Genomic DNA, 15,564 nt, shown 5'->3' on the forward strand with positions numbered 1-15,564 from the left:
GAGGCTAACCAGCCGCCACCGGTACCGACAGGGACAGGGCGAACCGGCCCTCCTCGTCCGTCCACCAGTGGGTGAGTTCCAGCCCGGCCGCCGCCAGCTCCGCCCGGACGCCTTCCCGGCGGAACTTCGCCGAGACCTCCGTGCGCAGCTCCTCGCCCGGCTCGAAGTGCACGGCCAGGTCGAGCGCGGGGATCTTGGCGACCACCGACGTACGGGCCCGCAGCCGCATCTCGATCCATTCGCGCCGCGCGTCCCACAGGGCGACGTGGTCGAAGTCGGCGGGGTCGAAGTCCGCGCCGAGCTCGCGGTTGATGACGCTCAGGACGTTCTTGTTGAAGGCGGCGGTCACCCCCCGGGCGTCGTCGTAGGCCGGTACGAGCACCCGCTCGTCCTTGACCAGGTCGGTGCCCAGCAGCAGGGCGTCGCCGGGGGCGAGGCCGGAGCGGATGCCGGCGAGGAAGGTCGCGCGCTCGGCCGGCAGCAGATTGCCGATGGTGCCGCCGAGGAAGGCGACGATGCGCGGGCCGGGGACGTCGGGCAGGGTCAGCCCGTACTGGAAGTCGGCCACCAGGGCGTGCACGGTCAGCGCCGGGTGCTCGGCCAGCAGCGTCCGCGCGGCGCCGGAGAGTGCGCTCTCGCTGACGTCCACGGGGACGTAGTACGCCAGCTCCTCCAGGGCCCGGATCAGGTGGCGGGTCTTGTCCGAGGAGCCCGAGCCCAGCTCGACGAGCGTACGGGCGCGGGTGGCCGCGGCGATGTCACCGGCCCGGGCGATGAGGATCTCGCGCTCGGCACGCGTCGGGTAGTACTCGGGCAGCAGCGTGATCTCGTCGAAGAGCTCGCTGCCGCGGGCGTCGTAGAACCACTTCGGGGGGAGTTCCTTGGGCGAGCGGGTCAGGCCTTCGGCCACGTCCGCCCGCAGGGCGGCGGCCGTCGCGTCGAGGGGGAGGGTGCGGGTGAGGACGAACGGGCTCACAGAACGGGCTCCTTGAGCGGAAAACGCGCGGGACGCGAGGGAGAAGAGGCAGCCGGGGACCGGGGGTCGAGTGGGGACAGCGTGACGCCGATGCGGTCGGCGGTCAGGAGCGTGCGGTCGGGGACCTCTCTCCAGCGTGGATCGTCGTCGTACGGCTCGGATGCCACGACCGTCCGGCGTGCGGCGGGGTCGCTCAGGTACCACAGCGAGTCACCCCAGGCCGTGGCCGCGACGGCCGCCCCGTCCGTCAGGAGCAGGTTCAGCCGCGAGCCCGGCGCCGCCTGGAGGAGCGTTGTCACCGCCCCCGCCAGCGCCCGCCCCAAGGGCTCGCCGGCCAGCAGCCGGCGCTCCACCAGCGCCCAGACGAACGCCGAGTCCGAGCGCGCCGCGAGCCGCAGCAGCGCTGTCGGCGGCAGCAGCGTGGCGAGCGGGGCGGCCGAGTCGGGCCACCCGGTCAGCGCGCCGTTGTGGCTGAACAGCCAGGGACCGCCCGCGAAGGGGGCCGCCGCGGCCTCGGCGTCCGCACCCGCGAACGTCGCGTCCCGCACCGCCGCCAGCAGCGCCGGGGCCCGCACGACGCGGGCGAGATCGGCGAACGACTCGTCCCCCCATATCGGACCGGCCCGCCGGTAGCGCGCCGGCAGCGGATCGCCCGGCGCGTACCAGCCGACGCCGAAGCCGTCCGCGCTGACCGTGCCGTTGCGCATGTACCGGGGCGCCCACGACTGGCGCACCAGCGCGTACACAGGCTCGACGAGGCTCTCACCGAGCGGGGCGTCCGGGCCCAGCACGGCGATATGACGGCACATCAGAACACTTCCGCGTCACGAGCGGTGCGGAAACCGGAGAAGATCTGCCGGCGTACCGGCAGATCCCAGTTGCGGAACGTCCCCCGGCAGGCCACCGGGTCGACGGCGAAACAGCCGCCCCGCAGCACCTTGTGGCGGTCGCCGAAGAACACCTCGGAGTACTCCCGGTAGGGAAAGGCCCGAAAGCCCGGGTACGGCAGGAAGTCGCTCGCCGTCCACTCCCACACGTCCCCGATCAGCTGCCGCACTCCCAGCGGTGACGCACCCCGGGCGTAGGCGCCGACGGGCGCCGGGCGCAGATGCCGCTGGCCGAGGTTGGCGCGCCCGGGTGTGGGGTCCTCCTCACCCCACGGATAGCGCAGGGAGCGGCCCGAGATGGGGTCGTGCCGGGCGGCCTTCTCCCACTCGGCCTCCGTGGGCAGCCGCCGCCCCGCCCAGGCCGCGTAGGCATCGGCCTCGTACCAGCTCACGTGCAGCACCGGCTCGGCCGGCGGCACGGGCTCCACGACCCCGAACCTGCGCCGCACCCACACGCCGCCCTCGCGCCGCCAGAACAGCGGGGCGGCCAGCCCGTGGCGGCGCACCTGCTCCCAGCCCCGCGGGTGCCACCAGCGCGGTTCGGCGTAGCCGCCGTCCTCGATGAACCGCAGATACGCGCCGTTGCTCACCGGCACGGTGTCGATGAAGAACGACGGTACGAAGCGCGGATGCGCCGGCCGCTCGTTGTCCAGCGCCCACGGCTCGGTGGACGTGCCCATGGTGAACGAGCCGCCCTCGACCAGCACTTCCGCCGGCAGCAGGGCCGCGTCCGGTGCCGCGGGCGGCGGCTCGGGGGCGGTGAGCGCCGGCGGGCCGCCGCGCAACTGGTGGGTGATGAGCATGGTCTCGTCGTGCTGCTGCTCATGCTGGGCGATCATGCCGAAGGCGAAGCTGTCCTCCACCAGCGGCCCGCCGCCGAGCACCGGGGTGCGCTCCAGGACGTCCAGCACCCGGCCGCGCACCTCCGCCACGTACCCCCGCGCCTCCTCGGGCGGGAGCAGGGGCAGTGACGGCCGCTCGGCGCGCGCGTGCTCGAAGGCGTCGTACACGGAGTCGATCTCGGGGCGCAGCGCCTCGTGCCCGGCCACGGCACGCAGCAGCCACAGCTCTTCCTGATTTCCGATGTGCGCCAGGTCCCACACCAGCGGGGACATCAGCGGCGAGTGCTGCGCGGTCAGCTCCCGCTCGTCGACGCAGCCGGTCAGGGCGCGGGTGCGCTCGCGGGCGGTGAGCAGGGCGCTCGCGGCGCGCTCCCGCAGCAGGGCGGGGTCCGTCCGCGGGGCGGTCATCGGCGGACCCCCTTGCCGGCGCTCTCGTCGAGCAGATCGTCGGCGGGGCAGCGGCCGCGGTCGACGTAGCGGGCGGTGAACTCGTCCACGGCGTCGAGGACGCGGACCTGCGCGCCGAGCCGGGGCAGCGCCTCGCGGGCGGCGGCGAAGCAGGCCACGGCCGCGGCGTGCAGCTCGGGGTCGGCCAGGCCGTGCCGGGCCGCCCTGCGCCAGAGCGCGTTGCGCGGCGGGGGCTGCCGGCTGGGCGTGTCCGCCAGCGCCTTGACCGCGCGGAAGGCGGCCTCCGTCGCCGACGGATCGTCGAACAGCGCGGCGGTCACCGCCAGCGGCACGATCCAGCCGTCGTCGCCCGGCTGCGCGTCGATCATGCGCAGTTCCAGGTGGCCACGCGGCCTTATGGGCGGGAACAGCGTGGTCAGGTGGTAGGCGACATCACCGACGGTGGGCCGGCGCGGGTGGCCGGTGCGGGCCCACTGGCGCAGGGGCAGCCCTTGCTGCACCGCCCAGGGCCCGTCGTCGGACCGCAGGAACATCACGTTCGCGTTCAGCGCGTACGCCGCCCACGCGGCCCGCAGGTCGCGGTTGCCCACCGGGGCCATGGTGCGGCCCGGGTCCATTCGCGCGTAGCAGGCCTGCCGGGTGGAGCGCCAGCCGCTGGGCCGGCCCAGATGGAGGGGCGAATTGGCGAACGCGGCGGACAGCACCGCGCCCAGCAGGTGCGCGAGCCGCCAGCGCTGCCCGTACCCCAGCGGCCCCGGCTCCTCGTACCCGGCGTCCACGCAGACCTGCACCGATGCCGTGCGGCACATGACGTTGCGCCCGGCGTCGTTGATCCGGTCGTAGTAGATCTCCATCGCGTTGTAGCGGGCCTCGTCCCGGACGCGAGGGGGCTCGTACCAGGGCTCCTTGCCGTATCCCGCCAGGGTCAGGCCCAGCTGGTGGAGCTCGGCTCGGGCGAGGGCGAGGTCGGCGGTGAGCTCCTCCACACAGGCGGTGAGGGATCCGGCGGGCTGTGAGCTGAATTCCAGCTGGCCGCCGGGTTCCACGGTGAACAGCGACCGCAGCGGCAGCGCTCCCACACGGTCGGCGGCGGCCGCCAGACGGTGGGGGGCGACGGGGCGGGTGCGGTCGTGCAGATCGTGGACGAGCCATTCCAGTTCGACACCGAGAAGGCGGGGCGGCCCGGTCTTGAAACAGATGCCGCGCACGAACGCGTCGGCTTCCGATTCGCCGACCGGCCTGGTGAGGCCTTCCTTGTCAGCAAAGCAGTCGGTCACGCTTGCTACCTCCCGTCCGTTGGTCCGTACCCCCAAAACACCGGCGACAGTCGGACGCGGTGGGTGACGGACGTGAACCGGTCAATCCGCGGCCCCCGGGCGGCCCGGGGAGGGGACGGCGTAGCGCGTGGTGGCATGCGCCGCCGGGCCGTCCACGCCCGCCCTGGTGAGCGTGACCTCGGCGAACAGAAGCCTGACCGGAAATCGTGTCTCCCGACGAGGATCTTGCCGGTCCCTTCCGGACTCATGGTCACGCCGACATTGTGACGACGCCTTGACGAGCCCGCCAGAGGAGGACGTACGGTCCCGCAGATGAGCACACGCGACACGAGTGCCGTGTTCGACCCCGCCACCTACGCCCGTGGCGTCCCCTACGAGCTGTTCCGGGAGCTGCGCGAGCGTGCCCCCGTCTGCCGGGTGCCGGAGCCGGCGGTCGGCCCCTGGCCGGCCGGCCCCGGCTACTGGGCGGTCTTCCGGCACGCCGACGTCCGGCACGTGCTGCGCACCCCCCGGCTCTTCTCCTCGTACCTGGGCGCCACCCAGATCCGCGACCCGGACACCGCGGGCGACCTGGCGTTCGTGCGGGCCATGATGCTCAACCAGGACCCGCCCGCCCACGCCCGGCTGCGCCGCATCGTCGCCGCCGCCTTCACCCCGCGCGCCGTGCGGGAACTGGCGGCCGTCATCGAGGAGCGGGCCCACGCCCTCGTCGGCGCCGTCGCCCACCAGGGCGCGGCCGACTTCGTGGAGGTCGCCGCCGACCTGCCGGTGTGGACCCTCGCCCATGTCATGGGCGTGCCGGAGCAGGACCGGCGGCTGCTCCTCGACTGGTCCGACCGGGTCATCGGCTACCAGGACGCCGATCACGCGGCATCGCGCACCGCCGACCCCGCCGTGCTCAGCCCCCTGGGCCGGGCCGCCCTCGCCCACCGGCCCGCGGCCACGGTGAAGCCCGACGGCACCCCGCTGAACCCGCGCTCACGCGAGGCCCTCGCCGACATGTTCGCCTACGCCCACGGGCTCGCCGACGCGCCCCGGCCCGGCAGCGTGATGGCGCGGATGCGGCAGGCCGGACTGACCCGCGAGGAGTTCGAGACCATGTTCTTCCTCTTCGCCGTCGCCGGGAACGAGACCCTGCGCAACGGCATCCCCGGCGGCCTGCTGACCCTCCTGGACCACCCGGCCGGCTGCGAAGCGCTCCGCCGGCGGCCGGATCTGACGGCCCCGGCCGTGGAGGAGGTGCTGCGCTACTGGCCGCCCGTGCTGGACTTCCGGCGCACCGCCACCGAGGACACCGAACTCGGCGGGCAGCGCATCCGGCGCGGCGAGAAGGTCGTCGTCTACCACGCCTCCGCCAACCGCGACGAGCGTGTCTTCGCCGACCCCGACCGCTTCGACATCACCCGCAGCCCCAACGACCACGTCAGTTTCGGTTTCGGACCGCATTTCTGCCTGGGCGCCCACCTCGCCCGGCTGCAGCTGCGGGCCATGCTGCGGGCGGCGCTGGACCGGCTGCCCGGCCTCGAGCGGGCGGGCGAGCCGGTCCGGCTCACCTCCAACTTCCAGAACGGCCTCAAGCACCTGCCCGTCAGATGGAGAACAGCTCGCTGAACGCGCCCGTGGCATCGCCCACGCCGTGCCCGAAGGGCGAGTTGAAGTCCCAGATGAGGAAGAGGAGGAAGGCGATCAGCGCGCTGTAGAGCCCGGCCAGCAGCAGCTCGCGCGGTGAACGCCTGATCTGCAGCGTGAAGATCAGCCCCACCGCCACCAGCGCCCCCGCGATCAGCCCGAACCACACCACGCCCGGCATCGTCGGCCCGGCGGACTGGGCCCGTGCGTGGCGTGCCGCGTCCGCCGCGCCGACCTGGTCCAGCAACGGCTGGTAGGACTGGCCCTCGTGGTCGTCGCGCGGTTCGTACGCCGTGAGGTCGGCGCGCACCTTGTCCAGCAGCCGGGTGCCCTTGTCGGTGAGTTCGCCCTCGTCGAGCATGACGGGCCACTCCTTCCTCACCACATGCGTCACATAGGCGTTCACCTGCTCGCGCGTACGGTCCCGCATGGCCGGCGCGTACGCCTGGACCCGCTCGCTGACCTCGTGCAGGGCCTGGGCCTCGGCCCGGACGGTGTCCTGTGCGGTGTTGCGCGCCTCCCAGACGCCGGCGATGGCCAGTCCCAGGACGATGGCGTAGACCACGCCGACCATCATCGTCATGTATTCGATGACGTCGGGGGTCTCGGACGGGTCGTCGTCCTCGCTGATCCTGCGCTGCCTCAGCACGGTGATGGACAGGACGACCGCGCACGCGGCGAGCATGGCGAGGGCCAGAACCAGCCACTCGGACAAGGGAAACCTCCAGAGGCGATGGTGCGGGGGTCAGCGGCTGCGGCCGCCGCCGGAACGCGGGCGCAGCAACGCGGCGGCGAGCACGGCCGGGGCGGTGAGCACCAGGGTGAGCGTGACCAGCGAGGTGCCGCCCTCGGCCGGCTTGGTGACGCTCTGGTGGTACGCGCGGGGCGCGATGGGGGCCTTGGGCAGCGGGACGGCCGCCGGGGCGGGGGCCGGTGGCGGGGGCGGTGTGGGCCGCGGGGGCGGCTGTGGCGCGCGATGGAGTACGGGCCGTGGCGCGGGCGGCGCGGGCTCGGGCGGGGCGGGGGGCTTTGGTGCCGGCTTGTGTGGTGTCGGCTTCAGCGCAGGCTTCAGCGGTGGCGGCGGTGGGGTGGGCCGGGGCGCGGGGGCCGGTGGGGGAGTGGGGGAGGGCGGTGGACACAGCGCGGCCATGGCGAAGCTGTCGCCGTTCCCCGCGAAGGCCGTCAGGCAGCCGGGCGCGATGCTCACGCGGACCGTGGCGGGGCCGTCGGTGGTGCCGGCGTGGACGCGTGCCGTCACGGACGGTGGGGCTCCGGGCGGCTCGTCGTCGGCGGCGGCCGTGGTTCCCGCCGTCGCCAGTACGGCCACGAAGGCCACGCATCCCGCCCGCCCCGCCCGACGCCATCCACTCACGACGGCGATCTTGGGCTGCCCGCGTTCCGTTGTGCGCGCGGCTTCGTCCCTATTCCTCCGAAGAGGTGAAATCAGGACACGGTTGGGTTATCGGCCCCTCACGGTTCGGTGTCGTCCCCGTGCCGTCCCGCGCCCGCCACGAAGCGGGCCGCGCCCTCGCCGGCCATCGGCAAGGAGGCGGCGGCGTGGGCGAGTTCGGCCGCCAGGGCCCGTTCCTCGGGGAGGCCCTCCTGGCCCAGCAGCGAGGCGCGGTCACCGCGCAGGCACTCCTGCGGGAAGCGGGCGATGCGGGCCGCCAACTCCTCGGCCGCCGCACGCGAACCGCCGGGCGGCACCAGACGGTTGGCGAGCCCGATGTCGTACGCCTCCCGCGCCGGCACCGGGCGGCCGGTGAGGACCATGTCCATGGCGCGACTCGTCCCGATCAGCCGGGGCAGGCGGACCGTGCCGCCGTCGATCAGGGGCACGCCCCAGCGGCGGCAGTGGACGCCGAAGACCGCGTCCTCCTCGGCCACCCGCAGATCGCACCACAGGGCCAGCTCCAGGCCGCCCGCCACCGCGTGACCGCTCACCGCGGCGATGACCGGCTTCGACAGGCGCAGCCGGGTGGGGCCCATCGGGCCGTCGCCGTCGGGGGCGACGCGGTTGCCGCGGCCGGTGCCCAGCGCCTTGAGGTCGGCGCCCGCGCAGAACGTGCCCCCCTCGCCCCACAGCACCGCCACCCGCGCCGACGCGTCCGCCTCGAACGCCCGGAACGCGTCGGCGAGCGCGCTCGCGGTGGGGCCGTCCACGGCGTTGCGGACGGCGGGCCGGGACAGCACGACCGTGGTCACCGGCCCCCGGCGCTCGCTGCGGACGGCCTCGTCGGTCACAGCTCGTCCTTGAGCCGTGCCCGGTCCAGGACCGGGCCGAAGTCCGTGCCGGCGGGCAGGGTCCCGAACGCCTGTCCCCAGTCCCCGCCGAGCCGGGAGGCGCAGAAGGCGTCCGCGACGGCGGGAGTGCTGTGGCGCACGAGCAGGCTGCCCTGGAGGACGAGCGTGATCTGCTCGGCGACGCGCCGGGCGGCCTGCTGGGCGCGCCGGTGGTCGCCGAGCGAGCCGAGCAGGTCCCGCAGGCGCGCGACGGCCTCGTCCAGCCGGCGGTCGGCGCCGGCCGCCAGGCCGACCTCCGCGAAGTAGGCGTTCAGCGCGGCCGGTTCCCTCTCCAGCACCCGCAGCACGTCCAGCGCCGCCACATTGCCGGAGCCCTCCCAGATGGACAGCAGCGGCGCCTCCCGGTAGAGCCGGGGCATGCCGGACTCCTCGACGTAGCCGTTGCCGCCCAGGCACTCGAGGGCCTCGGCGGCGTGCGTGCTGCCCCGCTTGCAGACCCAGTACTTCCCGGCCGCCAGGCCCAGCCGCCGCAGGGCCGACTCCTGGGCGTCGCCGGCCTCGGAGCGGTCGAGGGCCGCCGCGAGCCGCATCGCCAGCACGGTGGCCGCCTCGGACTCGACGGCGAGGTCGGCCAGGACGTTGCGCATGAGCGGCTGGTCGATCAGCTCGGCGCCGAAGGCCCGGCGGTGTGCCGTGTGGTGCAGGGCCTGCCGCAGCCCGGCCCGCATGCCGGCCGCGGAGCCGATGACGCAGTCCAGGCGCGTCATGTTGACCATCTCGACGATCGTGCGCACCCCGCGCCCGGGCTCGCCCACCGGCCAGGCCACGGCCCGCTCGTACTCGATCTCCGCCGAGGCGTTGGAGCGGTTGCCGAGCTTGTCCTTCAGCCGCTGCAGCCGCATCGCGTTGCGGGTGCCGTCGGGCAGGACGCGCGGCATCAGGAAGCACGTGAGGCCCTGGCCGGTCCGCGCCAGCACCAGGAAGACGTCGCTCATCGGCGCGGACGTGAACCACTTGTGCCCGGTGATGACATACGAACCGTCGCCCGCCGGCTCGGCCGTCGTGGTGTTGGCCCGTACGTCGGAGCCGCCCTGCTTCTCCGTCATCGACATGCCCGCGATCAGGCCCCGCTTGTCCAGCGGCGGGCGCGGCCCGAAGTCGTAGGTCAAGGACGCCAGCAGCGGCTCGTAGGCGGCGGCCAGTGCGGGCTGCGCGCGCAGCGCGGGAACGGCGGCGTAGGTCATGGAGATGGGGCAGCCGTGACCGGGCTCGGCCTGGGCCCAGGCGTAGAACTTCGCCGCCCGCACCAGGTGCGCGCCGGGCCGGGCCTCGGCCCACGGGGCGGCGTGCTGGCCGCTGCCGACGGCCTCGGCCATCAGGTGGTGCCAGGCGGGGTGGAAGTCGACCTCGTCCACCCGGTGGCCGTACCGGTCGTGGGTGCGCAGCACGGGCGGGTACGCCTCGGCCAGCCGTGCCCACTCCTGCACCTCCGGCGACCCGGCCCGGGCGCCCAGGGCGCGCACCTCCGCCTCGCCCCAGCCGGCGCCGTCCCGCCGCAGGGCCTCCAGCAGGGCGGGGTCGTCGGCGGTGGAGAAGCCGGTCAGGGGCGGGGCCTGGTTGAACACTTCGTGCGTGGCGCTCACGGCGACCTCCGGCGTGCGGGGTACTCGGCGGCATTACACTTTCATGATGCGTGATGGGAGACTGTAATGGACAGGGTGCGGCCGGACATGAAGGAAACGCTTTCCCTGCGGCCCCTGACGGCCCGCTCCGTCGTGCTGTCCACGCTCCTCGGCCACCATCCGCCCGCGCTCCCCGCCCGGGCCCTGGTCCGGGTGGGCGCGCTCTTCGGCACCGCCGAGGGGACCGTGCGCACCGCGCTCACCCGCATGGTGGCCGCCGGCGACCTCGAACAGCGCGACGGCACCTACCGCCTCACCGAGCGGCTCCTGGCCCGCCAGGCCCGGCAGGACGACAGCCGCGCCCCGCACACCCGCCCCTGGGACGGCACCTGGGAGATCGCCGTGGTCCGCGCCGAGCGCCGCCCCGCCCCCGACCGGGCCGCGCTGCGCCAGGCCATGACCGCGCTGCGCCTGGCGGAACTGCGCGAGGGCTGCTGGCTGCGCCCGGCCAATCTCGTCCGCGCGGACCGGCCGGCGGTGGTCGCCGGGCAGTGCACCCTGCTCACCGGCGTCCCGGAGGAGGACCCGTCGGCGCTGGCGGCCGCCCTGTGGGACCTGGCCGGCTGGGCCCGGCGGGCCCGGGCCCTGGAGGCGGCCCTCGCCGACCGCCCCGGGGACCTCGCCGAGCGCTTCACCGTCTCCGCGGCCGTCCTGCGCCACCTCCTGTCCGACCCCGTCCTGCCGCCGCCCCTGCTCCCCGCCGACTGGCCCGGCGAACGGCTGCGCTCGCGCTACGAGGACTTCGACCGGGACCTGCGGGCACTGCTGCTGCGGCACATCGCGTGAAGGGGGCGCGGCCGCGAATATGAGCACTCGGTGACAGTTCCACCGGCGGCCCGGCCCCGATGCGCGTTCGCGCGTACGCACGACCGATACTGGACCCCATGTCACGCGTGCTTCTGATCGAGGACGACCGGGCCGTACGGGAAGGTGTCACCCTCACCCTGCGCCGTCGCGGCCACGAGGTGGAGGCCGCCCCCACCGGCGGGGCCGGGCTCGCCGCCCTGGAGAGCTTCCGCCCGGACCTGGTGCTGCTCGACCTGATGCTGCCCGACATGAGCGGCTTCGAGGTCTGCCGCCGCGTCCGCGCCACCCAGCAGATCCCGATCATCATGCTCACCGCCCGCGGCGACGACATCGACGTCGTCCTCGGCCTGGAGGCCGGCGCCGACGACTACATCGTCAAGCCCGCCCGCGGCGAGGTCCTCGAAGCCCGCATCCGCGCCGTCCTGCGCCGCGCCGCCCCCGTCGACGGCGGGGCGGACCCGGCCGTGCCCCAGGCCGCCGCCGAGGTCCACGGCGACCTGGCCATCGACCGCGCCGGCCTGCTCGTCTCCAAGAACGGCCAGGACCTGGCGCTCGCCCCCTCCGAGATGAAGCTGCTGCTCTACCTGTCCGCCACCCCCGGCCGGGTCTTCAGCCGCCAGCAGCTCCTCGAACACGTGTGGGAGCACAGCTACCACGGCGACGCCCGCCTCGTGGACGCCTGCGTCATGCGGTTGCGCACCAAGGTCGAGGAGTCCACCCGCTCCCCGAAGTACATCCAGACCGTGCGCGGCTTCGGCTACCGCTTCGGCCCCCTGTAGAACGAGCGAACGAGCGGTACTGCTGTGAAACGACCGGCGCTGCGTCGCCCCACCGTGCGGCGCCCGGCCCTGCGCACCCTCGTCCGCGGGCTGCGCGCCCGGCTCGTCGTGGCGTTCCTGCTCGTCTCGGCGCTGAGCGCCCTCACCACGGCCGCGCTCACCTTCCGCGAGGCGCGCACCGCGATCCTCAAGCGCACCCAGGACACGGCCGTCAACGCCCTGCGCTCCCAGGTCGACTCCCAGGTGCCCGACCTCCGCTTCCCGCCGCGCAACAGCGACCTGATGAAGTTCACCCAGGACCTCGGCCGGGCCGGCCAGGCCCAGCGCTGGATCGTCCACGCCCGCTACCAGAACGGGCCCATGGTGCCGAACAACCTCAAGGGCACCCTGGACTCGCACCTGCCGTCCGGGGTCCGGGAGAAGGTCCGCAGCGGCATCGCCGCCTTCCAGCGCGTCGACATCGACGGATCGCCCTGGCTCGTGATCGGCCTGCCCGTCGCCTACCGCGACGACGCCGGCCAGATGTCCGGCCTGGAGGTCTACGCCCAGGTGCCGCTGCGCCAGGACGAGGCCAACGTCCGGGCACTGGTCGAGGCGGCGCAGAGCGGCGCCCTGCCGGCCATCGCCCTGGCCGTGGTGCCCGCCCTGTTCGCCGCGCGCGGAGTGCTGCGGCCCGTACGCGAGCTGCGCCGCGCCACCCAGCAGATCACCGAGGGCGAGCTGGACACCCGCCTGAAGGTGAGCGGCCGCGACGAACTGGCCGACCTCTCGCGCACCTTCAACGGCATGGCCGCGGCCCTGGAGGAGAACGTCGCCGAGCTGCGCCGCATGGAGGCCAACTCCCGGCGCTTCGCCGCCGACGTCTCCCACGAGCTGCGCACCCCGCTGGCCGCGATGACCGCCGTCGTCGACGTCCTCGACGAGGACGCCGCCACGCTCGACCCGGACACCGCCTACGCGGTCCGGCTGATCAGCGAGGAGACCGGCAAGCTCGCCCGCATGGTCGAGGACCTGATGGAGATCTCCCGCTTCGACGCCGGCGCCGCCGCCCTGCACCTGGACGAGGTCGACGTCGCCGAGACCGTCCGCAAGACCCTGCAGGCCCGCGGGTGGCAGGAGAAGGTGACGGCCGACCTGCCGAAGGACGTACGGGCCCGGCTGGACCCGCGCCGCATCGACGTCGTCGTCGCCAACCTCGTCGGCAACGCGCTGCGGCACGGCGGGGAGCCGGTGAGCGTCTCCGTGCGGGTGGAGCGCCCCGGCGACCCGGAGGCCGAGGCGCGGCTGCTGATCGAGATCGCCGACCGGGGCGAGGGCATCGACCCCGAGGTGCTGCCGCACGTCTTCGAACGGTTCTTCAAGGCCGACGCCGCCCGCGTCCGCTCCGAGGGCAGCGGCCTGGGCCTCGCCATCACCCTGGAGAACGTGCGCCTGCACGACGGAACCGTCCGGGCCGCCAACGGACCCGAGGGGGGAGCGGTGTTCACCGTCGACCTCCCGCTGCGCCGAGGAGGCGAGGAAGCGTGAGAGCGCGACGCGTGGTCGCCGCGGTGACCCTGGCCGGCGCGCTCGCCGGCGTCCTGGCCGGCTGCGGCATCGAGCCGACCGAGGTCATCGAGGTGGGCCGGCCCGCCCAGGGCGCCAAGCGCCCGGGCGCCCCGGTGAAGGAGGCCCGGCTCTACTTCGGCTACCCCGGAGGACTCCAGCCGGTGTCCCGCCCCGCCGAACAGGAGGTGAGCGCCGAGGAGGCGGTACCGCTGCTGCTGGCCGGGCCCAACGAGGCCGAGAAGTTCCGCGGGCTCTACTCCGAGCTGCCCAGGGTCACCGGACGGGTCGACGTCTTCACCGGCCAGGGCACGGTGACCATCCAGCTGCCGCTGGACGTCACCCGCCTGTCGGCGATCGCCCGCAGCCAGCTGGTGTGCACCGCCGCCCACAACGGTGTGCCCGGCGACCTGCCGGCCGAAGAGGTCAAGGTCGTCCTCACCGGCGGCGGCAAGAAGCTGGCCGACCAGGTCTGCGACAACAAATACATCGCCCCCGTCGTCGTCCCGAGCACACCGCCCCCTCTGCCCTGACGGGCGCCTTCGGGCCGGGGCGCCCCCAGGGGCGTCAGGGCTGCAGGCCGCCGAGCCTGCCCTCCAGGAGGACGAGGAGCTCGGCGAGGGTGTCCGCGAGCTCGGCCTGGCGGTCCTTGCCCAGGCCGCCCAGCAGCGCCTGCTCGTAACCGAGCTGGAGGGGGATGAGCCGGTCGATGAGCTCCTCGCCGGCCCGGGTCAGGGAAAGGTGCGCCACTCGCCGGTCGCGGTCGTCGGGGCGCCGGGCGACCAGTTCCCTGCCCTCCAGAACCCGTAGTCTTTTGGTGACGGCCGCACCGGAGGCGAAGGTCTCCCGCGCGATCTGCCCCGGGGTCAGCTCCCGGCCCGTGCGGCGCAGGGTGCCCAGGATGTCGAACTCCGCCCGGGTCAGTCCTTCCCGCACCAGTGGGGCGTCCGTCGCCTGCTGGAGCAGGGCGGCGCAGCGGTTGAGCCGGCCGATGACGGCCATCGGCGCGGTGTCGAGTCCCGGGTGGACCTGCTGCCACTGGCGCAGCACGCGCGCGACGATGTCCTCGGCCACAGTGTCGGTCCTCTCCGGTGGGTGCTCTCGGTAAAGATTCTGCCGTGGCCGGTTCCGACGGGACCCACTGGAGTACCCCCGCGTTCACGCGGCGGTCGCGGAAGCCCGTTCCCGCTCGCCCGGCGCGGCCAGGATCCGCCGGCCCTCGCGCTCCTCCAGCGCCACCCGGTCCTGCGGGAGGGCGCGCTGCCACCACTCGCCAGCGGCGACGTCCGCGGCTTCGCGCAGTTCCCGCAGCGCCGCCGCGAGCCGGTCCCGGGCCCGGGCCGCCTCGTCGTCGGGCGCCTGCTCGTGCAGGGCGGCCGCGGCCGCGCCGCGGGCGGCCGCGGCGTGCGCGAGGGCGGCGTCGACCCGGTCCGCCGCGCGCCGGTTGGTGATCAGCACACAGACCAGCAGGCCCATGGCGGCGCCGACGAGGGTGTCGGTCCAGCGGTCGGCGACGAGCCCGCCGGCGGGGTGCGCCCCGCCGAACTCGCCCAGCAGCAGGGCCATCGGTGTCACGCACAGGCTGCCCAGCCAGTAGTTCCGCGCCATGACCGCCTCGGCGCCGATCTGCAGGGCGAGGGCGACGAGCACCAGTGCCGCCTCGCCCGTCCTGACCAGCGGCAGCAGCGCGGTGAAGAGCAGCAGGCCCAGGAGGTTGCCCAGGACGCGCTGCACGGCCCGTTGCCAGGAGAGCGTGGTGTTGGCCTGGAAGACCGCGGCGGCGGTGACGACCGCCCAGTACGGGTGGGCGCTGCCCAGCGCCAGCGCGGTCCAGCCCGCGAGGCAGGCCCCGACCGCGACCCGGACGCCCACGGGCACCAGCGGCGAGCCGCGGCGCAGCCGCGCCAGGGTGCCCGGCGCGGGGCGGGGGCCGGTGGCGGGAGCGTGCGGGCGGACGAGCGCGGGGGCCATGCAGATCAGCCAGGCCAGCGTGCCGGCGGCCAGGACGAGGCCGAGGCGGCCGGGAATCTCGCCGGGCCGCTGCGGCACGAAGAACGCGGTCGACGTGATGAAGGTGAGCACGATGGGGCCGGGCGGGCCGATCCTGCTCGCGTCGCACACCACCTTCTGGACCGCCGCCACCAGCGCGGCGCACAGGACCAGCAGCGGGGCGGACGCGGTGAGGGCGGCGCAGGTCAGCGCCACCCCGACGCCGCCGACCGCGCCCAGGACGACCAGGGCGAGGGTCCGGGCGCGCAGGGCGTACGGCCGGTCGTGCCCGTAGAGCGCGCAGAGCGCCCCGGCGGCCGTGTACAGGGCCAGGTCCAGGCGGTCGAGGGCGAGCAGCGTGCCGTCGGCCACCGCCATCGCGGCCGCCGCGCTGAACGCCGGCCGGGGCCAGCCGGCCGCCGCCGGCTTCAGGCGTATCAGGCCGCGCATCGGCAAGGGCAGAGGCCGGGGCCGGGGAGAGGAGGGCTTCGCCATACAG

At 74.6% G+C, this 15,564-nt stretch carries 15 protein-coding genes; 5 read left to right on the forward strand and 10 right to left on the reverse strand.

Translation table 11 applies throughout. The annotated features are described in order from the left end of the window. Positions 1–4 precede the first annotated feature (4 nt). Genes egtD through egtA form a run of 4 tightly spaced genes read right to left on the reverse strand, consistent with a single transcriptional unit; the run spans position 5 to position 4,390 of the window. Positions 5–976: an L-histidine N(alpha)-methyltransferase gene (egtD, locus tag ABZ956_RS22870; protein ID WP_361896641.1), complete on the reverse strand. Its 972-nt coding sequence runs from the start codon at positions 974–976 to the stop codon at positions 5–7. Beyond that, positions 973–1,785: an ergothioneine biosynthesis protein EgtC gene (gene egtC / locus ABZ956_RS22875; protein WP_361896644.1), complete on the reverse strand. Its 813-nt coding sequence runs from the start codon at positions 1,783–1,785 to the stop codon at positions 973–975. Before egtC ends, egtD begins: the two co-directional genes overlap by 4 nt. After that, entirely contained in the window at positions 1,785–3,113 is a 1,329-nt protein-coding gene (gene egtB / locus ABZ956_RS22880) for an ergothioneine biosynthesis protein EgtB (RefSeq protein WP_361896647.1), read from the reverse strand. The genes egtC and egtB overlap by 1 nt, the downstream gene beginning before the upstream one ends. Next, a complete protein-coding gene (egtA, locus tag ABZ956_RS22885; RefSeq protein WP_361896649.1) occupies positions 3,110–4,390 on the reverse strand; it encodes an ergothioneine biosynthesis glutamate--cysteine ligase EgtA in 1,281 nt (426 codons plus the stop codon). Before egtA ends, egtB begins: the two co-directional genes overlap by 4 nt. Positions 4,391–4,702: 312 nt before the next feature. Between egtA and ABZ956_RS22890 the strand changes: the two genes are divergently transcribed. After that, a complete protein-coding gene (locus ABZ956_RS22890; protein ID WP_361896652.1) occupies positions 4,703–6,001 on the forward strand; it encodes a cytochrome P450 in 1,299 nt (432 codons plus the stop codon). Here ABZ956_RS22890 and ABZ956_RS22895 read toward each other — a convergent pair. From ABZ956_RS22895 to ABZ956_RS22910, 4 genes are all read right to left on the reverse strand, one after another. Beyond that, positions 5,979–6,734, reverse strand: a complete 756-nt coding sequence (locus tag ABZ956_RS22895; RefSeq protein ID WP_361896655.1) for a hypothetical protein — start codon at positions 6,732–6,734, stop codon at positions 5,979–5,981. The two genes, ABZ956_RS22890 and ABZ956_RS22895, sit on opposite strands and share 23 nt — an antisense overlap. A 30-nt stretch (positions 6,735–6,764) precedes the next feature. Continuing rightward, entirely contained in the window at positions 6,765–7,391 is a 627-nt protein-coding gene (locus tag ABZ956_RS22900; protein ID WP_361896658.1) for a hypothetical protein, read from the reverse strand. Positions 7,392–7,489: 98 nt separating this feature from the next. Continuing rightward, positions 7,490–8,263: a crotonase/enoyl-CoA hydratase family protein gene (locus ABZ956_RS22905; RefSeq protein ID WP_361896661.1), complete on the reverse strand. Its 774-nt coding sequence runs from the start codon at positions 8,261–8,263 to the stop codon at positions 7,490–7,492. Further along, positions 8,260–9,906 (reverse strand): acyl-CoA dehydrogenase family protein, encoded by a 1,647-nt coding sequence (locus ABZ956_RS22910; protein WP_361896664.1) that lies wholly within the window; start codon positions 9,904–9,906, stop codon positions 8,260–8,262. Before ABZ956_RS22910 ends, ABZ956_RS22905 begins: the two co-directional genes overlap by 4 nt. A gap of 87 nt (positions 9,907–9,993) precedes the next feature. Here ABZ956_RS22910 and ABZ956_RS22915 point away from each other — a divergent pair, with 87 nt between their 5' ends. The 4 genes from ABZ956_RS22915 (at position 9,994) to ABZ956_RS22930 (ending at position 13,609) form a co-directional block, all read left to right on the forward strand. Then, the gene (locus ABZ956_RS22915) at positions 9,994–10,731 is read left to right on the forward strand and encodes a PaaX family transcriptional regulator C-terminal domain-containing protein (RefSeq protein ID WP_361896667.1); all 738 of its coding nucleotides are present in this window, start codon (positions 9,994–9,996) and stop codon (positions 10,729–10,731) included. A gap of 98 nt (positions 10,732–10,829) precedes the next feature. Next, entirely contained in the window at positions 10,830–11,531 is a 702-nt protein-coding gene (locus ABZ956_RS22920) for a response regulator transcription factor (RefSeq protein ID WP_361896670.1), read from the forward strand. Positions 11,532–11,555: 24 nt separating this feature from the next. Then, entirely contained in the window at positions 11,556–13,058 is a 1,503-nt protein-coding gene (locus ABZ956_RS22925; protein ID WP_361896673.1) for an ATP-binding protein, read from the forward strand. Then, the gene (locus ABZ956_RS22930) at positions 13,055–13,609 is read left to right on the forward strand and encodes a hypothetical protein (RefSeq protein ID WP_361896676.1); all 555 of its coding nucleotides are present in this window, start codon (positions 13,055–13,057) and stop codon (positions 13,607–13,609) included. The genes ABZ956_RS22925 and ABZ956_RS22930 overlap by 4 nt, the downstream gene beginning before the upstream one ends. Positions 13,610–13,643: 34 nt before the next feature. Here ABZ956_RS22930 and ABZ956_RS22935 read toward each other — a convergent pair whose 3' ends face one another. Further along, positions 13,644–14,150, reverse strand: coding sequence for a MarR family transcriptional regulator (locus tag ABZ956_RS22935; protein WP_361896678.1), 507 nt, complete (start codon positions 14,148–14,150; stop codon positions 13,644–13,646). Between the two features lie 84 nt (positions 14,151–14,234). Next, on the reverse strand, positions 14,235–15,560 hold the full coding sequence (locus ABZ956_RS22940; RefSeq protein WP_361896681.1) for an FUSC family protein: 1,326 nt from the start codon (positions 15,558–15,560) through the stop codon (positions 14,235–14,237). Between the last annotated feature and the right edge of the window lie 4 nt (positions 15,561–15,564).

It is taken from the genome of Streptomyces sp. NPDC046261, assembly GCF_040646235.1.
In the GTDB taxonomy this organism is placed as follows: domain Bacteria; phylum Actinomycetota; class Actinomycetes; order Streptomycetales; family Streptomycetaceae; genus Streptomyces.